The organism is Flavobacterium sp. CG_23.5, from assembly GCF_017875765.1.
Lineage (GTDB): Bacteria > Bacteroidota > Bacteroidia > Flavobacteriales > Flavobacteriaceae > Flavobacterium.
This window is the reverse complement of sequence record NZ_JAGGNA010000001.1, coordinates 74,708-97,106: the sequence shown is the minus strand read 5'-3', so window position 1 is coordinate 97,106 and position 22,399 is coordinate 74,708. Positions and strand designations below refer to the sequence as shown.

Genomic DNA, 22,399 nt, shown 5'->3' with positions numbered 1-22,399 from the left:
AGATTATAATTCGTTATTTAAAAATATGAAAATAGACAATAAACCTTGGTTGTGGATTCCTTTATTAAATTTTGCTTCTGGATTGCCTTATGCAATTATTCTTTCGGTTTCGGTTATTATGTACAAAAGCCTTGGAATTAATAATGAGGATATAGGAATTTATACTAGTTTATTGTATTTACCATGGGTTATCAAACCTTTATGGAGCCCATTTATTGATATTTACGCCACTAAAAGGAAATGGTTTTTAAGCATGCAATTGCTCATTTCCATTGCTTTTTTAATAGTTGGTTTAACGATTCCATTAAGCAGTTTTTTTGTAATGAGTTTGGCTGTTTTTTGGGTAGCTGCATTTGCATCTGCGTCGAATGATGTTGCAAGTGACGGATTTTATATGCTGGCTTTAGAAAAAGAACAACAGTCCTTTTTCTTAGGAATCAGAAGTACGTTTTATCGCCTTTCGATGCTGACGGGAAATGGATTAATCGTGATTATTGCGGGTTATCTTGAACAAGAATATGGCGATAAACAAAAAGCTTGGTCCTACACAATGATTATTGTTGCTGCGATTATGGCTCTGATTACCATTTACAATTACTTTTCTACTCCAAAAAACGAAACAATTATCTCGCAGAAAGAATCTGAAGTACAACCAAAAGTTAGTTTCGGACATGTTTTTGTTACTTTTTTCCAGAAGAAGCAAATTGGATTAGTTTTGACTTTTATTTTAGTATTTAGACTGGGAGAATCACAATTATTAAAAATGTTAACTCCGTTTTTAATAGATGGTAAAGAAGTTGGAGGTCTAGGATTAACAACAGAAGATGTTGGTATTATTTACGGCACTTTTGGCGTTACAGCCTTGGTAATTGGTGGGATTTTAGGTGGAATTGCCATCTCAAAACACGGATTAGGAAAGTGGATGTTACCCATGATTTTAATGATGCATTTACCCATAATCGGATTCATTTTATTATCGTATTTTCATCCTCAATCGGAAATATACATATACATTGCTGTAATTGCGGAACAATTTGGTTATGGTTTTGGTTTTGCTGCTTTTATGATGTTTTTAATTTATGTTGCAGATGGAGAATCAAAAACAGCACATTACTCTATCGCAACTGGTTTTATGGCTTTAGGAATGATGCTCCCGGGAATGTTAAGTGGATTTATTCAAGAATACTTGGGTTATGCTAATTTCTTTATTTGGGTATTTTGCGCCACAATTCCAGGTTTGATTTTGTCTCGATTTTTGATTTTTCCTAAGGATTTTGGGAAGAAATTAGAACAAGAATAAATAAACTAGCTTTTTTTTAAACATTTAAGTCATATAAGTTTATCTAAGTAAGTAAAACTCTCTTAGAATAACTGTTTATCACAACCTTTTTTATGTAATTATTTATTCTATATATTTTGGCTTACATAACTTATATGTTTAAATTTAGTATCATATTCATCTAAAAATGACATTAGAACAAAAAATAGGACAATTTTTCTTCCCCGCCGTTTTCATAAACGACACCGAAGAAAACATTCAGGAAACCGAACGACTAATACGTGATTACAATATAGGCGGACTTACTTTCTTTCACAGTAGAGCAAGTGCTGCCACAAACTATGAAAATAAGAAACAAGTAATTTTAAACGACGATAGTTGTCAACGTTTGAAGGAACTCATCATCCGATACCAAAAATGCGCTTCCACTCCATTGTTGATGAGTATTGATGCGGAATGGGGTTTAGCGATGCGAGTTGAAAAAACACCTCAATATCCTTATGCCATTACCCTTGGCGCTTTGCCTTACAGTGAAAAACACTTAGTTTACAAAGTGGGAAAACAAATTGGTTTAGACCTTAAATCTGTTGGAATCCATTATAATTTAGCTCCTTTGGCTGACATTAACAACAATCCAAATAATCCTGTAATTGGCTATCGTTCTTTTGGTCAAAATAAAAAGAAAGTGGCAAGATTTGCCCTCGAATATTTAAGAGGATTGTCTGACGCAGGAGTATTAGGCTGCCTAAAACATTTTCCAGGACATGGAAATACCAATGTAGATTCGCATTTGGGCTTACCTATTTTAGAAGAAAATTTAGAACAATTACTTGAAAATGAATTATATCCGTTTATAAAAGGAATCGATAATAATGTCGATTCTATTATGATTGGTCATTTGGCTGTTCCGGCTCTAAATGAAGGCAAAAACACGTCGGCAACATTATCAAAACCCATTATAGAAACGCTTTTGCGAAAGCAATTAGGTTATGATGGTTTAGTAATTTCTGATGCACTGAATATGCGTTCTGTTTCGAGTTTATATGACAAAAAAGGACAATTAGAATGGGAAGCTTTTAATGCAGGAAATGATGTATTATGTTTTGCCGAAAATGTTCCCGAAGGAATACAGGAAATCCTTAAAAATGCCTCGCCAGAACGCATCGAAGAAAGCTTTAACCGTTTATGGAAATGCAAACAAAAAGCAGGGATTCTTGACGCAAAAGCGACTTTGACAACCATATCAGAAGGTGAATTTGATTTTGAAACTACTTCGGATTTAAATCTAAAAATTGCAGAAAATTGTATTACAAAAATAAAAGACAATCACAACGCTGTTACCGTTTTTGACGCAAAAAACAGAGGTGATCTTGCTAAATTAAGTCTTTATAAAAACACTGATAATACATTTTTTAAAGCACTTGACACCCTATTGCCCTCGGCAGAATTCTCTTATGAAAATGGTGGTGATGCAGCAATAAAGGAATTGGAAAAAAGCTTAACAAGATATGACACTGTTATTATTTCTTTGTTTGTTCCAAAAGCAAAACCTTTAAATAATTTTGAAATTGAGGACAGTGTGCTTCAATTTTTAGGTAACTTGTTTGGGTCCAAAAAGTGTCTTTTATATGTTTTTGGAAATCCATATGCCTTGCAAGTTATCCCAAATTTAGAATCGACACTAGGAATCGTTCAAATGTATCAGGATTTTACAGAATTTCAAGAAGCAGCTGCCATTCAATTACTGGAAAACGCAGAATGTAAAGGAACCTTACCCGTGATAATCAGCACCATTTAACTAAAAATCAAACACTTAATTCCATTTGATAAGAAATAACTATTTAAAAATAAATAATTATAATCAAATGTTATTAGAACAAACCTCTTGTTTGAGTTACTTTTGCACCATCAAAAAAAATAACTAAAAATAAAGAATATGTCATTAGTAGGAAAAAAATTCCCAAGTATTGCAGTAGACGCTATCTCTGAAATGGGTGATAATTTAAAAATCAACATCTTTGAAGAAGCAACAAACAACAACAAAAAAGTACTTTTGTTTTGGTACCCAAAAGATTTCACATTTGTTTGTCCAACTGAATTACATGCTTTTCAAGCAGCTTTACCGGAATTTGAAAAAAGAAATACACTTGTAATTGGTGCTTCTTGTGATACCAATGAAGTACATTTTGCATGGTTAAATACTGCAAAAAACAATGGTGGAATTGAAGGAGTTACTTACCCAATTCTTGCTGACACTAATAGAAATTTATCTAATATCTTAGGAATTCTTGATATTGAATCAACAAGTTACAGTGATGAAACAGATTCAATAATTGTAGAGGGATCTAATGTAACGTACAGAGCGACTTACTTAATTGATGAGACTGGTAAAATTTTCCACGAAAGTGTAAATGATATGCCATTAGGTCGTAACGTAAATGAATATTTGCGTATGGTTGATGCCTACACTCATATTCAAGAAAAAGGAGAAGTTTGTCCTGCAAACTGGGAAGCTGGAAAAGAAGCAATGAGCGCTGACAGAAAAAGTACTGCAGAATATTTGACTTTAAACTAATAAAAAAGAAATAGCAATGGCAAAAATCAATTTCAATTTTAGCCTTTTGACATTGATTTTTGCTATTGATATTGAATTAAAAAAAAATATATGTTAATCGAATTAAATGAAGATACGTTAGCTGATTTAATCGGCAAAAACGAAAAAGTAGTTGTTCAATTTTCGGCTTCATGGTGCGGAAACTGTCGAATTATGAAACCAAAATTCAAAAAATTGGCGACAGAAAACGATGCGATCACTTTTGTTCTCATAGATGCAGAAAATTCTCCCGAATCTAGAAAATTAGCTAATGTGAGTAATTTGCCAACCTTTGCTACTTTCGTAAATGGGAAATTAGTGAATGAAACGCAAACAAATAAAGCGGAAGTTTTAACGGAATTAGTGAACGAAATTGTATAATTGTTGAGTTTTTTCATTCCTAAATCCTAAATCAAAATTCCTAAATTAAAAAAAATGAAATTACCAGTAATCAAGCATTTAACGCAGTTCATAGAAGATAACGACCAAGATTATATCATTGAAGCAATTGAAGTTCTAGAATCAATGACCGAGATTTCTTCATTGAAAGACGAAGAATTAGATGTGATAGGCGAATTAATTTCGAATATGTATGGCGCATTAGAAGTGAATAAACTGGTGAAAAATGGAACTGATAAAAAAGAGGCCTTGAATACGTTTATGAAACGAGTTCTGGGTTCTATTGACAAATAAAGCTTGTCATTTCTCTTATAAACTTGAAAATTGATTATTCTTTATTCAAAATTTAATGTAGGCAAGTTGTCCGACATTAGATTTTGTCCTAATACCGAATAGTATCGAAATCAAACTTTACAAAAACGTACTCTGTCATGGGTGCGTTTTTTTTTGTGCTTTCACCAAATAAAAATTGGAATCTAATGCTTTACTTATTGTTCCAAAAACGAGAAACTTTATCCCGAAGATTCGGAACTAAATCTTAAAAAATTTTCATACTTTTGAACTTCATTAAAAAACACACATCATGGCTTCAATAACATTAGGCGGAAATCCAATACATACTTCGGGAGAGTTACCAAAAGTTGGTACAAAATTAGCTGATTTTAAATTAGTAAAAACAGACCTTTCAGTTGCTACATTAGGTGATTATGCAGGGAAAAAATTAGTACTTAATATTTTTCCAAGCGTTGATACTGGAACTTGCGCAGCTTCTGTTAGAAAATTTAACGAAAGTGCAAGTAACTTAGTAAACACAAATGTATTATGCATTTCAAGAGATTTACCTTTTGCCCAAAAACGTTTTTGTGGTGCTGAAGGACTTGAAAATGTAGTTAATTTATCTGATTTTCCAGAAGGAAGTTTTGGTAAAATAAATGGGTTGGAAATCACTGACGGTCCTTTGGCAGGATTGCATTCACGAGCCATAATTGTAGTTGATGAAAATGGAATAATTACCCATACGGAGCAAGTTCCTGAAATTGCGGATGAGCCAAATTACGACGCTGCATTAGCTGTACTTTAAAAAATAAGAATGGAATTTCAAAAGGACAATAGCTTACTCACCGGTCGACTGAAAAGTGTAACTTATGCTTTTAAAGGAGCCGTAAAATTAATCACAACAGAACACAGCGTCATGGTTCAATTTTCTATAGGAATATTGATGGCCGTAGCTGGGGTTTATTTTGGTATTACTAAAACAGAATGGCTTTTTCAGACCTTTGCCATTGGTTTAGTTATGAGTATTGAAGGATTAAACACAGCCGTAGAAAAAATGGCTGATTTTATTCACCCTAATTATCACGAAAGAATTGGTTTCATCAAAGATATTGCCGCTGGAGCAGTATTTTTTGCTGCATTGACGGCAATAGCAATCGGTTTAATCATATATATACCTTTATTTTTTTAGGTATAATAAAATTCAAGAATGGCAAAAACGACAAAAAAAGAACCTTTAGATAAAAAAACCGACTCTAAATCTAAGGCAAATAATCCAGTGAAATTGACGAAACAACACAAAATAGTTTTTGGTTGTCTTTTGGTATTATTTTCAATTGCGTTACTACTCGCATTTGTTTCCTTCTTTATTTATGGGCAACAAGATCAAAGTGCAGTTGCAGAATTGGCTGACAGATCTGAAATTGTTCATAATTGGTTAGGTAAATTTGGCGCTTTTTTGGCTGATTTAATTGTTTATAAAGGATTTGGGCTTGCTTCCTTTATTTTTGTTCGATTATTTTTCCTGACGGGAATGTATCTTATTCTTGCTATGCCCTTAAAAAAATTAAAGAATATTTGGTTTTGGGATTTATTTGTAGTTATTATCTTGTCTGTTTTATTTGGTTTTTTTGCTACTTCCGTACCTGAATTAGGAGGAACAATTGGATATGAATTGAATTTATTTTCACAAGATTATATTGGAAAAACAGGAACTTTGTTAATTCTATTTTTTGGATTAATCATATACGTGATATTCAAGCTTAAAATTTCTCCTGAAAATATTCAATCTTTCTTTGATAGTACCAAAAAAGAAATGAAAGCTGAATTAGCGACTAATGCAATTGGTATTAGCAAAAACGCTTACAATTTGGAAGAATTTGCAGTTGCTGAAGAGGAACTCGATGAAATCCATTTAAAGACAAATGGTTCACAATTCGAAATTAATAAGGAAGCGTTGAAACCAACTATCAATAATTCTTCTGAAATCAATTTGGATCCTATCGCAAAACCATTAACTATGATGGTGACGCCGCCGCCTTTTCCAGAAGTTATTTCCGCTCATAAAGAGGAATTTGTAATTGAAACGGCACCGGAGGAAGATATTATAGAAGAGAATTTGGCTTCAAGACTGGTTGCAGATTTTGGATTATTCGATCCAACTTTGGATTTATCCAACTATAAATTCCCCACCATCGATTTATTAAAAGAATATTCAACGGGAGGAATCACCATAAATCAAGAAGAATTAGAAGAAAATAAAAACCGAATTGTAGATACACTTCGCAATTACAAAATAGAAATTGCCCAGATAAAAGCGACCGTTGGTCCATCGGTTACTTTATATGAAATTGTACCGGAGGCTGGAATTCGTATTTCTAAAATTAAAAGTTTAGAGGATGATATTGCCTTGTCACTATCGGCATTAGGGATCCGTATCATCGCTCCTATTCCCGGAAAGGGAACCATAGGAATTGAGGTTCCCAATAAAAATCCAACAATGGTTTCTATGAAAAGTGTTATTGGCTCAGCCAAATTTCAAGAAGCAGAGATGGAATTACCAATTGCTTTGGGTAAAACTATTTCGAATGAAACCTTCGTAGTCGATCTGGCCAAAATGCCCCACTTATTGATGGCTGGAGCAACTGGTCAAGGAAAATCAGTTGGTTTAAATGCTGTTCTGACTTCCCTTTTATACAAAAAACATCCTGCTGAAGTTAAATTTGTTTTGGTTGACCCTAAAAAAGTGGAGTTGACTCTTTTTAATAAAATTGAAAGACATTATTTAGCAAAACTTCCAGATATGGATGACGCTATTATCACTGATAATGCAAAAGTGGTCAATACATTGAACTCCCTTTGTGTAGAAATGGATAACCGTTATTCGCTTCTTAAAGATGCGATGGTGCGTAACATAAAAGAATACAATGATAAATTTAAGGCTCGAAAATTGAATCCCGAAAATGGACACCGATTTCTTCCTTATATTGTATTAGTCGTTGATGAATTCGCCGATTTAATTATGACCGCAGGAAAAGAAGTAGAAGTACCGATTGCACGTTTAGCTCAGTTAGCACGTGCCATTGGAATTCACTTAATAATAGCGACACAAAGACCATCAGTAAACGTGATTACAGGTTTGATTAAAGCCAATTTCCCGGCTAGAATAGCTTTTAGAGTTACCTCCAAAATTGATTCAAGAACTATTCTTGATACGCAAGGAGCTGATCAATTAATTGGTCGTGGTGATATGCTTTACACAAACGGAAATGATGTAGTGCGTGTACAATGCGCTTTTATAGATACGCCTGAGGTAGAAAAAATCACTGAATTTATTGGTTCTCAAAAAGCATATGCCACCGCTTATTTACTTCCAGAATTTGTTGGAGAGGAAAGTGGCATTAATCTTGATATGGATATCTCCGACAGAGATACTTTGTTTAGAGAAGCCGCTGAAATCATTGTAAACGCACAACAAGGATCGGCTTCATTGTTACAAAGAAAACTAAAATTAGGCTATAACCGAGCAGGTAGATTGATTGATCAACTCGAAGCTGCGGGAATTGTAGGGCCTTTTGAAGGAAGTAAAGCACGCAGTGTAAATATCCTAGACATGAGTTCTCTTGATCAATTTTTTAATAATGAACAAAATAATTAATACCATGAAATCAACGAATTCACAATTCAAAAAAAACAATATAAAAAACATGACTAAAAAGTACCTTTTAATTACAGCCTTACTGTTTTTTAGTTTTTTGACCCAAGCACAAGATAAAAAAGCAAAAGATCTTTTAGACCAGGTTACCGCAAAAGTGAGAAGCTATAATACAATTACAATCGATTTTAAATATACTTTAAACAACGCTAAAGAAAACATCAATCAAGACAGTAAAGGAAATGTAATCATGAAAGGCAATCAATATGTCTTGAACTTTATGGGCGTTACTAAAATTTTTGATGGGAATAAAACCTACACTATTGTACCTGAGGATGAAGAAATCACTATTTCTAAAGTAAATGAAAAAGATGATAATGCCATCACACCTTCAAAAATGCTGACTTTTTTTAATACTGGTTACAAATATTCTATGGATATTTTGCAAGATATAAAAGGCCGAAAAATTCAGTATATCAAACTAATTCCTACAAGCGGTAAAGATCAAAGAAAAGAAGTGCTGTTGGGAATAGATATTCAGACCAAACACATCTACAATTTGATTGAAATGGGTAAAAAAGGCACAAAAACGACTTTAACGGTTAATTCTTTTAAAACGAACCAACCATTGTCAAAAAATCAATTTACCTTTACCCAAAGTAAATACCCAAATTACTACATCAATAAATTAGATTAATTCGTAGGTGAAAATTCTTGACAAATACTTATTAAAAACATTTCTGACTACATTTACGACTGTATTTGTAATCCTCTTTTTCATCTTTATACTTCAAACTATTTGGTTGTTCATAGCTGAATTAGCCGGTAAAGATTTGGATTTACTAATGATTGTCAAATTCTTGGCTTTTTCGATGCCTCGAATTATCCCGCTGGTACTGCCGTTGTCGGTTTTACTGGCTTCTATAATGACTTTTGGAGATTTGTCTGAAAATTATGAATTGGCAGCAATGAAATCTGCGGGTGTTTCGCTAAAAAGAGCGATGAAAAGTTTAACTGTTTTTATTCTATTTTTGAGTATTGTCGCTTTTTTCTTTTCCAATAATGTAATTCCTTTTGCGGAATATAAGTTTATAAATTTTCGAAAAAATATAGCACAAGCAAAGCCTGCCCTCGCAATTACAGAAGGGCAGTTCAGTGATGTAGGATTTTATAATATTAAAGTCAATAAAAAATCAGGAGAAAACGGAAACACTTTAACAGGAATTACAATTCATAAGAAATCAAATTTAGGCGATGGTAGCAAAACAGTTATCAAGGCAAAAGATGGCGAATTAGTAAGCAGTGAAAAATCCAGTATTCTTCAACTAGTCTTGAATGATGGATATTATTATGAAGATATTGTTCCAAAAAAATATGAAGATCGTAGCAAAATGCCTTTTGCGAAAAGCACTTTCAAAAAATACATCATCAATATCGACTTATCCCAATTAAATAAAACTGATGCAAACGACCAAAGCATTGCCGGTACAAATACCATGCTTAACGTTAGTGAATTAAACTACACTCTAGATTCTCTACATAAAAATCTAAAAACTGATATTATTTCGTTTTCGGAAAACATGAATCAGCGAATTGGAATCCCGAAAGAGAACAAGATAATTGCCGTCAAAAAAAATAAAAAACTCCCTAATAACATATTATCGTTATATACTAATGATCAAAAATCAAAAATCTTGGATTTGGCAATCAGTAATTTGGCAAGTACAAAATATTCAATCGATGCCAGTAATACCGAATTTAAAAATAAGCAAAAAAATATAAATAATCATATTTTAGCCTTTTACGACAAATTTGTAATCGCATTTGCTTGTTTTTTAATGTTTTTTATTGGTGCACCTTTAGGCGCTATTATCAGAAAAGGCGGATTGGGACTTCCTATCATTTTTGCCGTTTTGATTTTCATTACATTTCATTTTATAAATACTTTTGGCAAAAGAATTTCACAAGAAAACAGTCTTTCTCCGTTTATGGGGGCATGGATGTCCTCTTTTGTGTTAACGCCTTTAGCAATTCTTTTATCATACAGAGCGACAAATGATATTGGATTAATAAATATGGATGTTATTTTAGCTCCATTTCAAAAAATATTTAAAAAAATATTTCCATCTCAAAAATAAATACCAATCATGGTTACAAATAAAATACACCTCAACACTATAGAAGAAGCCATTGAAGATATTCGTCAAGGTAAAATTATTATTGTTGTTGATGATGAAGATCGAGAAAATGAAGGTGATTTTTTGGCGGCAGCCGAAAAGGTGACTCCTGAAATGATTAATTTCATGGCAACACATGGACGTGGATTAATTTGCGCTCCATTGACAGAAAGCCGCTGTAAAGAATTAGGTTTGCATGTGATGGTTACCAATAATACGGATCCAATGGAAACTGCTTTTACGGTTTCGGTTGATTTAAGAGGAAATGGCGTTACAACAGGAATATCCGCAGCTGATAGAGCCAAAACAATTTTATCTCTAGTTAATGCAGACACTAAACCCCATGATTTAGCAAGACCAGGACATATTTTTCCATTAATAGCTAAACAAGGTGGCGTTTTAAGAAGAACTGGTCATACTGAAGCTGCAATTGATTTTGCACGTTTAGCAGGTTTTAAATCGGCAGGAGTGATTGTAGAAATCATGAATGAAGATGGAACCATGGCTCGCTTACCTCAATTAGTAAAAGTGGCTAAGAAATTTGATTTGAAATTGGTTTCTATAGAAGCGCTAGTAGCTTACAGAATGTTACACGACAGTTTAATTACAAAAAAAGAAGATTTTGATATCGATACTCGTTTTGGCACTTTCCGTTTAAGAGCATATGAGCAAAAAACCAATAAGCAAATCCACATTGCACTGACAAAAGGTACTTGGAATTCAGGCGAATCTATTCTAACTCGAATAAATTCCTCTCAAGTAAACAATGATCTATTAGGTACTTTGACTAATGATGCAGACCAAAAACTTGACAGTATGTTTAAAATAATAAACGAGCAAGGAAAGGGAGCCGTTATTTTTATCAATCAAGACATGCAATCTGTAAATTTACTTAATCGCATTACTGAACTTAAAACATTGCAGGCAAAAGGAGAAATGAAAGCCCCAAAAATAAAGATTGATAGTAAAGATTTTGGAATTGGAGCTCAAATACTTCATGATATAGATATTTCTAAAATTCGATTGGTATCAAATACAGAACAAGGAAAACGGGTTGGAATGATAGGTTACGGCTTAGAAATAACCGAATATGTAAATTATTAGCCCTTTTTCAATTCTTTTTAAAAAATATATTTCCCCTAAACCAAAGGAAATGAAACATTTAAAAAACAGTCTCAAAAATAGCTTAAATTTTTATCTAAATTGTTTTTGTAAACCGAAAAAGGTACTTATATTTGCACTCGCAATCAGCAAATGATTGTCGCTCACTGGAGAAATGGCAGAGCGGTCGAATGCGGCAGTCTTGAAAACTGTTGACTGTTACAGGTCCGGGGGTTCGAATCCCTCTTTCTCCGCCAGTATAAATACAAATTGAATTAAAACCCTTTAAATCGTATGATTTAAAGGGTTTTTTCTTTTATACTCCCTCCAAAATATTCATTAATGCGTGTACTGAAAGGGATAAAATCGGTTACCCTAAAACTCATGACTTTTGGGTAACCGATTTTTATCTCGGGCTAGTATACACAAGGCTTTCGAACATATTCATTAACATGTTCATTAAGTTGTTCAGAATATGAACATCTTGTGTTGTAGTCATTTTAGATTTAAATTTAATATAAACTAAAAGGTTACCGCGATGAAAACAAAAGTATCAATTCTCTTTTATGCAAAGAGAGCAAAAGCCAGCGTAAACGGTTCAGTTCCGATCTACATAAGAATCACCATTAATGGCAAAAGAATTGAATTAAGCACAAACCGATTTGTCGACATTTCCAAATGGTCTACAGAAGCAGGCAAAATGAAAGGCAATTCAGAAGAAGCCCGTTCAATAAATAGCCATCTTGATATGTTTAAAATCAAAATTATTGATGGGCAAATGGAATTAATACACAAAAACATTCCGGTTACTGCAGAAACTATCAAAAACAAAATCCTTGGTTTTGAAGAACGCAAACGAATGTTGGTCCCCATCTTCCAAGACCATAACAATAAAATTAAAGAATTGGTAGGTAAAGAATATGCACCAGGTACATTGGAGCGCTACAAGACCTCGTTAAAACATACGATCGATTTTCTTGAATGGAAATACAAAATATCCGATATCGAGATTGATAAAATAAATCATGCTTTTATTACCGACTATGAGTTCTACTTGCGAAGCGTTCGAAATTGCGCCAACAACACCGCGGTGAAGTACATCAAGAATTTTAGCAAAATCATAAAGATTTGTTTGGCCAACAATTGGATTGACAGAAACCCTTTCAGCAACTACAAAGCCAAAATCAGAGAAGTGGAACGGGTGTATTTATCCGAGGAAGAGATTGAGAATATCATCAACAAAGATTTCAAAACAGATAGACTCTCATTAGTACGCGATATCTTCCTTTTTAGCTGCTTTACAGGTTTAGCCTACATTGATGTCAAAAACCTAACAAAGTCCCACATAAGCCTCGGTATTGATGGAGAAAAGTGGATATTCACCCACCGCCAGAAAACAGAAACGGCTTCAAAGATTCCAATTCTTCCAATTACCCAAATGATTATTGATAAATATGAGGATCATCCGGAATGCTGCAATCAAAACAAACTGCTTCCCATTTTGAGTAACCAAAAAATGAATGCGTATTTAAAGGAAATTGCTGGCGTCTGCGAAATCGAAAAAGAGCTAACCTTTCACATTGCTAGACATACTTTTGCAACCACAGTAACTCTCACAAACGGAGTTCCTATCGAAAGTGTAAGTAAAATGCTTGGACACAAAAACTTAAGAACCACACAACATTATGCAAAGGTGCTAGACAAAAAAGTCAGCGAGGACATGATGATTTTGAGAAAGAAAATGTTAAACAGCAACAATGATAAAATTAGCAAAAAGGCCAATTAGAATTTTCACTAATTGAACTTAACACTTAGTGGATTTACAATAGTGTATAGTGGTCTAGGCCTACAAAATCGACACTGTATTAAAATATCAAAAGCAAATAATACAGTGTGTAATTCTGGAATTGAGTACATTAAATTCTAGAATTACACACTCTACGGTTAGTCTTAAACTATCTAAAATTAAAAATACCTTAGGCATTTACTTTTTTACTTAATACGCAAATAACATAGTGTGTAATTCGTGAATCCCACACTATAAATTTGCCTAAACCACAAAAAAAAGAGGCTAAAAAGCCTCTAGAATCTTCTAAACTCCAATCATGATAATACCAGCAACGGTAGTGTAATCACTTCCGTTCAAAATAGTCTTCATTGTTCGTCTTTTCAAGAGATAGGAGCCTTAGCTGTTGTGTGCTGCCTAAACATTTTAAAATAACTTATTAATTTCGGTAAACATTTTTTCAAATCTGTCTAAAGTGGCTGGTTTTAAATAATTTTCATCAATTCCTAACTGATTCAGTTTATTTGCGGGACGATAATGATTAAATCTCGACTTTTTAATCACTTTATTTATTTGTTTAAGAATTGTATCAAGACTTGTGTCCAAATCAGCTAATTTGATTTCTGGATGCTCTTTGTCAAATGCCAAATTGAATAGATTTAGATATTCTTCTTTATCAAAAAGGTCTTCAATATCAGCAACAGACTTACCATTGTCGGTAAATTCATTAAAAAACCTAATATTTTTATCTTTTATAATTTTATGCATAACTAAATCCTCAACTTTTTGCTTTCCTTTTTGATCAGTGAATGTATCAAGTAAACATCCAACATTAAGTTTTGAACCCCTTAATAATGATATAAAAGTCGTGACTTTGTCTAAACCACCAACAGGAACAATAGTAATATTTTCATTTAGAAATGTTCGTTTTTCTCCTTCAAGTAAAGATGAAATAACCGTCAAATAAATTAAATCTGCTGGACCTTCAACAAGAAGATTGTTTTTTGAAACAAATAAATTTTGTGCAATATCATAACCTAAAGCTGCTTGAAGTGGAAATAAAGTATTTGGATCTTTTTCTTGAATAGAATCCGATATTATAGTTCCATCCTCAGTTTCGAAACAAGTTCTTACTCGATCTAAATGCTCAGTTTCGACCATAAATGGAGAATGAGTTGTATAAATTATTTGATATTTTTTTGACAAATCATGAAAGAAACCTAGTAAATCAGCTTGCGCGGACGCATGTAAATTCAAACCTGGTTCGTCGAGTAACAAAATATAATCTGAATTTTTATCAGCTTGAATTTTGCTAAACCAAATAATAAAAGAAAAGAACCAATTAAATCCTTTACTTCTTCTGTCTAAAGGCAATGTAATTTTGTGTCGTTGATTTTTAACCCGTATATCTAGAATTTTTTCGGGCTGACCTTGTATATTAGTTGTATTTTGAATTTTGAACTCTATATCAAGATTTTTATTTGTAGACCAATATTTAAAAATTTCTGCAGTAATTTTGTTGGAGGAAGCTTCTAAAAGAGCTATGTATTTTTCATATTCTTGTTCAGTTGCATTTAGAATATCTTCAGGTTTTATTCTTGCCAATTCAAATAATGCTTTCGAAGTTTTATCTTTTTCATTTGTCGGTGGCTGATTAATTAAAGTATTAATGTTGATTTTACCTCTTAGCGGATAATAATCATCAAAATACCAAAATTTTGGCATCTTAGCTTTAATCCATTTTTTACCAATATACCCAGCAAGATCATTACCCCATTTAGGATATGCTCCATCAATAATCTTTTTAACTTCCTTTTTAAAAACAGGAAGATCCTCGTCTGCTTCAATACCAACAATCTTTTCTACTTCATCTAAAGCAGAAAGCTTTTTAATAATTTCTTTTGTTTCAGCTGACAATTCATATTTTTCTACCTCTAACTCAAGAAATTTTTTGAGGTTAGCAGTAACTCCAGAAAATGAATTTGCCTCAGCCTTATAGTGAACTGTGTAGCTAAATTCTTTAACTGTAAAGACTCCTACCCCAAATTCATCTTCAATCTCTTTTAAAAGTTCTGCAGAAATCTCATATTTACAAGTAATGATATCAGAATCTTCATCTCCATGTTGAAAATCAATTAACTCATTTCTTGGATAATCTTGTGTCATGTCAAATTCAAAATCCGAATCTACAGTAAAGTAATTAGTTTTTGCAATTGCGGTTAGAAAAGAAGTCTTTCCTGCTTCATTCATACCGACAATAGTTGTGATTGCCGGATCAATCTCGACAACTTGTTTTTTTTGAATACTCTTATACTTATCTATTGTAACTTGAGTTAATGTAATCATTGCCATATTTGATCGCTTTAATGTTTGTAGTTAACTATGTTTTTCCGAGCACTTATCCCATAAGGTTTTTCCTGTTTGAGATGATCTGTCATGCTTAATTCAAGTATTTTCGACTTATTGTGGACATCACTGCGAAACGGTAATTCCACTAAAAACCCCAATATATAGGAGAACCCCTGTAAGCAGCTAAACCTATATGTTTTTATATTCGCTTATAATCGATTCTGATTTTTTCTCGTTTTGAAACCATCCTAATTGTTTGGACAAAGCTTTCAAGTATTTTTCTGAGTCTTGTGTTATTTCAGTTGATTGAAAAAGCCCAAATTTCCATTCCTTTATCCCTTTTGAGGCTGCGAGTAATACAATTTGATCAGTATTTTTATAGTATGCATATAATTGCTGTGCATATAAGAGTATTTGATCAATTTCTTTTTGAGTTCGTTCTATTGGATAATAAATAAAAAGAAATGCAACTCCGTTGAACACTGTAAAACGTCTAGCAAGAAAATCTTTTTCATTTTCATATTTAGTGACTAACTCGAATAAGTTGTTGGCTAATACTCTTCGTTCAAATCTACTCATCGTCATAAATTTTTTGGCTAACAATTCCCCATCTTGCATTGGTAAAATGTTTTCCTTAACCATTTTGTCTATGAAATAGCTATTTTCATCTTCTAATTTTTTTAAAATTACTTCGCGTTGTTCAATATAATTTTCCCATTTCCCTGCGATAACTTTTGTTTCTTCAGTGAAATTATCTAAAAGGGTAGGACTGAATTCTCGTGCATTCGTCACAAAGTCAGCTATTAAGTCCTTTTCTCGACAATAACATACTTTTTTATTATTTAGCTGCAAAAGTGTTTCTCGTGCTTTTAAATATTGTACAAGATCCTTTATAGTGTCCAGCTCATTGAATATAATTCCAGCAGTTTCACGATTAAAAATATTTACAATTCCTTTCTCGTTATGATAGTCTACGAATTCATAGTGTTCAAAATCTTCTCCAACACTAATGGTTATTTTGAAAATATTTTGGAAAGTTTTTGTATCAAATTCAACTTCACCCTGAATTTCGTGTTTTAGTTTAATTTTGTCACGCTGCTTAAATTTCCTTTGTGCGCCGAATAATTGTTTAGTAGACTTTCCAATGACCTTTTTAAGAAAGCGATCATAATTTCCGTTAACATAATAGTTTTTAACTGATATGATAATTGCAGTATCGTAGAAGAGTATTAAGAAATCACAAATTTCCTTTCCATCTCCTTCTAAATCCATTGGATTTGCAAAACACCAATATTTTAAATATGCTTTTTCTGCTAAAAATTCGACGAAATCTTCTCCTTTTTTTCCTTTATCAAATGATTCACTCATGTTTTTTTTTGGTTTTGCTGACAACTAATAAATACCATCAACATCTTATTCTTTTTTTAAAATACAATAATAGTTACGCTATTTATCCCAAATCGTAAATAAAAACTTTTTAAATCATTTTTACAATACCCACTTTTAGTGATATTTATACATATCTATGAAGTAAAAGTATTACAGTACAATTTAGATTCTTTACGGTTTTCCGCATTATCGCAAAAAAAAGACACCTGTCAGCATCTTTATTTCCTATCCCTCCTCCTCCAACTATCATTATAAAAATAATCCCTCCTAAATTCATAATCACTCTTTCTCAAATAAAAATCTGCATTCTACAAAGCACAAAGCATACTATTTCAGATCATTACCTATTTACTATATAGAGTACTTAAATACTATTTCTTTTACATATAATACTAAGTTTTGTTTTTGAAACCTCATTCTCTCAAATTGTCAATTCCACGTCGACAAATAATATTTTACCTAGACAATATAAAATAGAGAAAATCCAAAATATTGACCAATACATTGTAGAAAATCTTAAAAGGTTTCTTCCAGAATAAAAAAACTTTAAAGAATGTTTCTAATAAATTATTTTTAATCATTTACACACATTTCTTTTATTTCATCTAATAATTCAACCTCATCGTAAGGCAAAAATTGTAGGGCAAGCTCCAGTATTCGGTTTATATCCACGCTTGTATTTTTGACTAACTTGGAAATCTTCGGTGCTTCTGGATCTGTTGCAATAACGCATAATTTAATAAGAGTAGTGGCAACATGAAGCATGTCTATATAGCCACAAACTCTCACCTCATTTGTATAGAGATTCTCCTTCCCTACTACCGACTCAAGGTTTCGGTAATAACGGACAGTATATTCCTTAAATTCTTCTAGCGTAGTAAATTCATTTGTTCCCATAATTTAATTGTTAAGTGTATTATTTTTATTTTGAATACGTTCCAACTCATTTTTAGTCAATTCACTTGCCCTCTGAGCAAATTCATCACAACGATTACGTAAGATTTCATAATTACTGAAATCAATTGTATCAGCAGCACCATATCTTAAGAAACTAGTACCGTTTGCAAGTGTTCTAAAAAGTGCTTTGTCTTTTTCGGTTTTGCGTGGGAAAATTTCTGCAGTCAAAAAAGTGAAATGTTCACAAAGGTCAAATAGAAACCCTAAAGAATAATGTTGAGGTGTATAACCCAGAAATAAGCGAATAAGGCCCAGAGAAATTTGCTCTACAATAAGATGTTTAAAAACAGTATTCACTTTCGTAGCTCCCTTATTTTCAAAATTTTCATGTTCCATCAAAGTGTTTACAATTAAGTTTCGTTGCTGTAGATAATTAGTTGTAGATTTAATATTTCGAGAAGGAATTTTATCACAATGAAGTATAGCTGGTTTAGCAACATTTTTAAAAATGAGCTGACCTTGCTGCATTATTTGAAAAAAAAAATACTGTTGATCTCCACTTTTAGCTTGCAAAGATTTTTTACTATGCATAAGGATTGTAGCTGTATATCTCCCATTTGTTTTAGTCTTAACAATATCAATTATATCGGCGGTAGCATTATCAAGGTACTTTTCAACGAAAACTAACAAATAAAAATGGGTGTTTTCAATGGGACTATTATCTTTTTGGACTACTACGCTGTTTTGTACGTAGGAAGACGTGCGCTGTCCAAAACAATAAATTGCCCTCGTTTCAATAAAGCCTGTTATTATTTTTGCTAGAAGTTGCTGCGGATTAGAATCTTCTAGTTCAATTACAGCCGGACTCTTTTGAAAAAAGACATTCTCGCATCTACTGATACATATCTCAAACAAACGCAGAACCTCTTTTCTCATGGGATCCAATTTGGCTTCCACTGCTTCAATAATTGCTAAATCAATTTCCGGAATACGTTGATTCCCTTGAACTGCCGCACAGGCATTGTCAAGCTGTTCCATTAGTAAACATTCCTTTTCATCCTCCATATTAAATAAACGACCTAGCGTTTGCGAAAATTTACTGATATGTTCTTGCTGTTTTGCCAAACTTTTCAAAACCAGCCATTCGCCCGTTAAGAACCAGGAAGCGCTAATGAATAGACACCTAATCGACTGATGCAAGGTATAGGCAGCCTGTAGGTAGTTTTTACCCTTTTTATAATATTTTACATTCAAACTTATTGTAAACGCACATTCATCTTCGATTCGGTATCGGCTTCGAGCGTTCTTTAAAAATCGTTTTAATTTAATACTTTCAGGATATAAAGTGTCACAACTTTCTGTTGAACTATAAACAAGAGTATCCGAGTTACAGTGCATAACATAAAAGAGATTTCCGTTTTCAATTTCTTCTTTTACCCAACTGGAATCAAATATTCGAAAAGAAAATTGAGGATAATTATGGAATATCTTCCAGGAATACTCATATACGTCATCCCAATAATGGGGACTATTTTCGCCTATAATAACTATTAATATACCGTCGTTAAGACCATCTTCTACCTGCGAAGAAAAATAGATACTATCGGCCTCGACAAACCCTAAAACGAGTTCAATAACTTTTTCAAGTGACTCTTGTTCCGGGTGATTTTTCTGAATTAAAGTGTTGTGATACATAAATCTTATTTTTGAAGTGAAACATAGTTGCAAAATTTGTATTTTTGTTTAACGTCAAACGAAGGAAAGAAGATTTCATGGCGTACCGAACCAATAGCACCGGTATCGTACTAATGATTATTTGTTTTTTACCATCGAACTTTTTTAACCAGAATTACTATCTTTGAATTATGAACACAGCAACAAAACCAAAACACATAGGTCGTAACATCAGTCGCATTCGTGAACTTCGTGGTATGAAACAGGAAGCTTTGGCGGTTGCCATGGGTGTAAGTCAACAAACCGTTTCTAATATGGAAGGTAGTGAAACAATTGAAGATGCGCTTTTGGAAAAAATCTCAACTCTCTTAAACGTTTCTCCAGAAGGAATAAGACAATTCAGTGAAGAAACTGTATTTAATATTATAAATAATACCTTCACAGATAGTAGTTCTAATAACAATAATTATTTATGTTCAATTAATCCACTGGATAAAATTCTTGAACTTTATGAACGTCTATTGTCAGCTGAAAAAGAAAAAATAATTTATTTAGAAAAGTTACTTAAAGATAAATAAATACCACAAATAATGCAAAGAGACTTTACGGTCTCTTTTTTTTGTCATGAAAAACTATGTTTGTAGTAAAAGCTACTAACTTATAATCACAATTTATTCTAACAATTGGATTTTAAATAAACCTTTCACTATATAGCTCCTTCTCTAAGATTTCTTTCCCATTACATTATCGTTTACAGGGGAAAACAAAGTAATAACTATGTCTTGACTTTTCGATAATTTTGAAAAAATACAGCTAACTAAAATAGATAATTTATCGATAGTTATAAATTCCAATGAGACAATGTTATTATAAGACTTATTCGCTATAATTTCAGTTTTTACCTTCTCCAATAAGGGCAAGGATTCTTTCACAAGTATTTCTGCAAAATCTTTTCCTATGAGTTGGTCAGCATTGTAGCCCGTCACAGTAGTTACTGCAGCACTAATATTGTTTATTTCAAATTTACTACTTACACGAAACACACCTTGCGCAACTAACGAGTGGCTCGGTAAGGGATAAATGTAATCCAACTGAGAAACAGATTCCTCCATTTTTTTAGCCAACAAATTTACTAGAATTGCTACAGACTCCAGTTTATCATTATTCCCAGTTCTAGCTATCCGATAGGCAAAATTTCCTTCTCCCATTTTTAGAAACATTTGACAGATAGTGTTCATACGTTCTTGATTTTTTTCGTGATGTATTTCTTGCTGCATAATATCATTAATTAAACTGTTGTAAATTCTAAATAAAGCCAAACAAAATATCAGTACTACTAATTTTTAAGTACAATTTGGCCAGAAGCTGCCTCTACATAATTTCAAGCTGAAAAAACTGGTAAAAACCATGTACAATGTTACATCATTCATTTATTGTAAACTTGTCAATTCGGGAGGATTACTTGTCAATTCGGGATTAATTTTTATTGACCCCATTAGACCATCCTTTTTAAAATACTAAAAAAAGGTTTTTTACGAACTGCAATTAACCCAACTGTTTAGAGTTTTGACGAAGAATCAAATGGTTATCGTGTACCGAGAGCCTCGCGAATTATGTGAAGTCCCCATACCGATCATAATGATATAAAAACTTACTTACCACCCGGCATTACGCAAAAATTTTAGACAAAAAAGTAAGTAAAGACATGGAAATACTACTTGAAAAGCTCAACACACTAGCACTCGAACAGCTTAAAAAAAATTAATACTTAAACTACTGAAGATAAATCACATACCTGTAGTTACACATTTTATTAAATTATTATAAAAACTATTCATATAATTTAGATGATTTTTCATTCAATTAATCAATAACAACCATCAAACCTAAATTATTATATGCTAAAATTCAGTCGTAAAGTTCTCAGTGAACTAGAAGAAGAATTAAACACTATTTTTTTTGATTATGACAATCCAATCATTATGTGCGAGAAATCCATAGAAACGATTGTAAAGCATTTTAAAATTCTTAAAAGTTTCGTTTTAGAAAATGAATTTGAAAATGAAAAAGATGAAATTCACTTTTTTAAAATCATAAAACCAAAATTCACTTCAAAATTAATATACTTCAAGAAAGTTAGAAAACTGGAAACTCGAAAACCGCTTGGCAGCAAAAGAATTCAGCGTGAGTATTTGGATTCTGAGTTAAACAAACTCAATATCAATTTTACTGAAAATATAGAATTTTATAATTATTATCGATTAGGAGGCGAGTTCATTGATAGTAAAATTTTTATTCGAAATAATGCTGAAATCAATTATAATTTAGAGACATTTTACCACGAATTAGATCATCGCTTTTCAACAACTCATGACTATAAAGTAGCTAGCATTCTGGCTAATGAAATTTTTCAAAAATACATTGAAAATAAAATTCGAAACTTAAACGAGAACATATCTCCGTATATGGTACCAGTAGTAGACTTTAAAACTTTAAAATGGACAGAGAGTAAAACGGCTTTAATTGAAACAGTTTATGCATTACATACCCAAAAAGCATTCAATCATGGAAAAGTAGGTATTGTAGAAATAGCAAAATACTTGGAAAAAGTCTTTGATATAGAATTGGGAGATATTTACAGGGTATTCAATGAAATTAAAAATCGTAAAATAAACAAAACTAAATTCTTAGATACTTTAAGCGAAAATCTCAACAAACGCTTCGACGAACAAGACTGGAAATAATAGACTTTACTATCTTTTGATTAAAAAAAACACCCAAGGTACACCCAACTTGGGTGTTTTTTCATTTCAACTTCACTTCTTTT

General features: G+C 32.3%; 19 protein-coding genes and 1 tRNA gene. 15 read left to right on the top strand and 5 right to left on the bottom strand.

The genetic code is table 11. The features are described 5' to 3' along the window. The first annotated feature begins 25 nt into the window (after positions 1-25). The 13 genes from H4V97_RS00365 (at position 26) to H4V97_RS00305 (ending at position 13,263) form a co-directional block, all read left to right on the top strand. Positions 26-1,300 (top strand): MFS transporter, encoded by a 1,275-nt coding sequence (locus tag H4V97_RS00365; RefSeq protein ID WP_209548625.1) that lies wholly within the window; start codon positions 26-28, stop codon positions 1,298-1,300. A 166-nt stretch (positions 1,301-1,466) separates the two neighbouring features. Next, positions 1,467-3,077 (top strand): glycoside hydrolase family 3 protein, encoded by a 1,611-nt coding sequence (locus H4V97_RS00360; RefSeq protein WP_209548624.1) that lies wholly within the window; start codon positions 1,467-1,469, stop codon positions 3,075-3,077. A 138-nt stretch (positions 3,078-3,215) separates the two neighbouring features. Then, entirely contained in the window at positions 3,216-3,854 is a 639-nt protein-coding gene (locus tag H4V97_RS00355) for a peroxiredoxin (RefSeq protein WP_209548623.1), read from the top strand. A gap of 90 nt (positions 3,855-3,944) precedes the next feature. Continuing rightward, entirely contained in the window at positions 3,945-4,253 is a 309-nt protein-coding gene (locus H4V97_RS00350) for a thioredoxin family protein (RefSeq protein ID WP_209548622.1), read from the top strand. A 54-nt stretch (positions 4,254-4,307) separates the two neighbouring features. Continuing rightward, the gene (locus H4V97_RS00345) at positions 4,308-4,565 is read left to right on the top strand and encodes a DUF6952 family protein (protein WP_209548621.1); all 258 of its coding nucleotides are present in this window, start codon (positions 4,308-4,310) and stop codon (positions 4,563-4,565) included. A 289-nt stretch (positions 4,566-4,854) separates the two neighbouring features. After that, positions 4,855-5,352 (top strand): thiol peroxidase, encoded by a 498-nt coding sequence (tpx, locus tag H4V97_RS00340; RefSeq protein ID WP_209548620.1) that lies wholly within the window; start codon positions 4,855-4,857, stop codon positions 5,350-5,352. A gap of 9 nt (positions 5,353-5,361) precedes the next feature. Beyond that, the gene (locus H4V97_RS00335) at positions 5,362-5,736 is read left to right on the top strand and encodes a diacylglycerol kinase family protein (protein WP_209548619.1); all 375 of its coding nucleotides are present in this window, start codon (positions 5,362-5,364) and stop codon (positions 5,734-5,736) included. A gap of 18 nt (positions 5,737-5,754) precedes the next feature. Beyond that, complete coding sequence (locus tag H4V97_RS00330) at positions 5,755-8,202, top strand: DNA translocase FtsK (protein WP_209548618.1); 2,448 nt, start codon at positions 5,755-5,757, stop codon at positions 8,200-8,202. Further along, positions 8,186-8,896, top strand: a complete 711-nt coding sequence (locus tag H4V97_RS00325) for an outer membrane lipoprotein carrier protein LolA (RefSeq protein ID WP_196849251.1) — start codon at positions 8,186-8,188, stop codon at positions 8,894-8,896. The genes H4V97_RS00330 and H4V97_RS00325 overlap by 17 nt, the downstream gene beginning before the upstream one ends. Positions 8,897-8,903: 7 nt before the next feature. Further along, positions 8,904-10,337, top strand: coding sequence for an LptF/LptG family permease (locus H4V97_RS00320; protein ID WP_209548617.1), 1,434 nt, complete (start codon positions 8,904-8,906; stop codon positions 10,335-10,337). Between the two features lie 9 nt (positions 10,338-10,346). Continuing rightward, positions 10,347-11,480 (top strand): 3,4-dihydroxy-2-butanone-4-phosphate synthase, encoded by a 1,134-nt coding sequence (gene ribB / locus H4V97_RS00315; protein WP_196849249.1) that lies wholly within the window; start codon positions 10,347-10,349, stop codon positions 11,478-11,480. 166 nt (positions 11,481-11,646) lie between these two features. Then, positions 11,647-11,734: transfer RNA gene (locus tag H4V97_RS00310), tRNA-Ser, on the top strand. 281 nt (positions 11,735-12,015) lie between these two features. Continuing rightward, positions 12,016-13,263 carry a site-specific integrase gene (locus H4V97_RS00305; RefSeq protein WP_209548616.1) on the top strand — a complete coding sequence of 416 codons (1,248 nt, stop codon included), beginning with the start codon at positions 12,016-12,018 and terminating at the stop codon, positions 13,261-13,263. A gap of 426 nt (positions 13,264-13,689) precedes the next feature. Here the strand turns inward: H4V97_RS00305 and H4V97_RS00300 are convergent, their stop codons facing one another. The 4 genes from H4V97_RS00300 to H4V97_RS00285 all read right to left on the bottom strand — a co-directional run bounded on the left by H4V97_RS00300 (position 13,690) and on the right by H4V97_RS00285 (position 19,593). Next, on the bottom strand, positions 13,690-15,615 hold the full coding sequence (locus H4V97_RS00300; protein ID WP_209548615.1) for an AAA family ATPase: 1,926 nt from the start codon (positions 15,613-15,615) through the stop codon (positions 13,690-13,692). 186 nt (positions 15,616-15,801) lie between these two features. Continuing rightward, entirely contained in the window at positions 15,802-16,980 is a 1,179-nt protein-coding gene (locus H4V97_RS00295) for a hypothetical protein (protein ID WP_209548614.1), read from the bottom strand. Positions 16,981-17,574: 594 nt separating this feature from the next. Then, positions 17,575-17,898 (bottom strand): hypothetical protein, encoded by a 324-nt coding sequence (locus H4V97_RS00290; RefSeq protein WP_209548613.1) that lies wholly within the window; start codon positions 17,896-17,898, stop codon positions 17,575-17,577. Between the two features lie 3 nt (positions 17,899-17,901). After that, a complete protein-coding gene (locus H4V97_RS00285; protein WP_209548612.1) occupies positions 17,902-19,593 on the bottom strand; it encodes a hypothetical protein in 1,692 nt (563 codons plus the stop codon). Positions 19,594-19,763: 170 nt separating this feature from the next. Here H4V97_RS00285 and H4V97_RS00280 point away from each other — a divergent pair, with 170 nt between their 5' ends. After that, positions 19,764-20,150: a helix-turn-helix domain-containing protein gene (locus H4V97_RS00280; protein WP_209548611.1), complete on the top strand. Its 387-nt coding sequence runs from the start codon at positions 19,764-19,766 to the stop codon at positions 20,148-20,150. 144 nt (positions 20,151-20,294) lie between these two features. Here the strand turns inward: H4V97_RS00280 and H4V97_RS00275 are convergent, their stop codons facing one another. Then, entirely contained in the window at positions 20,295-20,849 is a 555-nt protein-coding gene (locus H4V97_RS00275) for a PAS domain-containing protein (protein ID WP_209548610.1), read from the bottom strand. 621 nt (positions 20,850-21,470) lie between these two features. Between H4V97_RS00275 and H4V97_RS00270 the strand changes: the two genes are divergently transcribed. Then, a complete protein-coding gene (locus H4V97_RS00270; protein ID WP_209548609.1) occupies positions 21,471-22,316 on the top strand; it encodes an RteC domain-containing protein in 846 nt (281 codons plus the stop codon). Positions 22,317-22,399 lie beyond the last annotated feature (83 nt).

Bases quoted from the DNA above. Each gene is read 5' to 3' on its own strand.
- H4V97_RS00350 (WP_209548622.1), top strand. From the start codon at position 3,945: ATGTTAATCGAATTAAATGAAGATACGTTAGCTGATTTAATCGGCAAA.
- H4V97_RS00270 (WP_209548609.1), top strand. From the start codon at position 21,471: ATGCTAAAATTCAGTCGTAAAGTTCTCAGTGAACTAGAAGAAGAATTA.
- H4V97_RS00330 (WP_209548618.1), top strand. From the start codon at position 5,755: ATGGCAAAAACGACAAAAAAAGAACCTTTAGATAAAAAAACCGACTCT.
- H4V97_RS00275 (WP_209548610.1), bottom strand. From the start codon at position 20,849: ATGCAGCAAGAAATACATCACGAAAAAAATCAAGAACGTATGAACACT.
- H4V97_RS00335 (WP_209548619.1), top strand. From the start codon at position 5,362: ATGGAATTTCAAAAGGACAATAGCTTACTCACCGGTCGACTGAAAAGT.
- H4V97_RS00355 (WP_209548623.1), top strand. From the start codon at position 3,216: ATGTCATTAGTAGGAAAAAAATTCCCAAGTATTGCAGTAGACGCTATC.
- H4V97_RS00360 (WP_209548624.1), top strand. From the start codon at position 1,467: ATGACATTAGAACAAAAAATAGGACAATTTTTCTTCCCCGCCGTTTTC.
- H4V97_RS00280 (WP_209548611.1), top strand. From the start codon at position 19,764: ATGAACACAGCAACAAAACCAAAACACATAGGTCGTAACATCAGTCGC.
- H4V97_RS00345 (WP_209548621.1), top strand. From the start codon at position 4,308: ATGAAATTACCAGTAATCAAGCATTTAACGCAGTTCATAGAAGATAAC.
- H4V97_RS00325 (WP_196849251.1), top strand. From the start codon at position 8,186: ATGAACAAAATAATTAATACCATGAAATCAACGAATTCACAATTCAAA.
- H4V97_RS00295 (WP_209548614.1), bottom strand. From the start codon at position 16,980: ATGAGTGAATCATTTGATAAAGGAAAAAAAGGAGAAGATTTCGTCGAA.
- H4V97_RS00365 (WP_209548625.1), top strand. From the start codon at position 26: ATGAAAATAGACAATAAACCTTGGTTGTGGATTCCTTTATTAAATTTT.
- H4V97_RS00290 (WP_209548613.1), bottom strand. From the start codon at position 17,898: ATGGGAACAAATGAATTTACTACGCTAGAAGAATTTAAGGAATATACT.
- tpx (WP_209548620.1), top strand. From the start codon at position 4,855: ATGGCTTCAATAACATTAGGCGGAAATCCAATACATACTTCGGGAGAG.
- H4V97_RS00305 (WP_209548616.1), top strand. From the start codon at position 12,016: ATGAAAACAAAAGTATCAATTCTCTTTTATGCAAAGAGAGCAAAAGCC.
- H4V97_RS00300 (WP_209548615.1), bottom strand. From the start codon at position 15,615: ATGGCAATGATTACATTAACTCAAGTTACAATAGATAAGTATAAGAGT.
- H4V97_RS00285 (WP_209548612.1), bottom strand. From the start codon at position 19,593: ATGTATCACAACACTTTAATTCAGAAAAATCACCCGGAACAAGAGTCA.
- ribB (WP_196849249.1), top strand. From the start codon at position 10,347: ATGGTTACAAATAAAATACACCTCAACACTATAGAAGAAGCCATTGAA.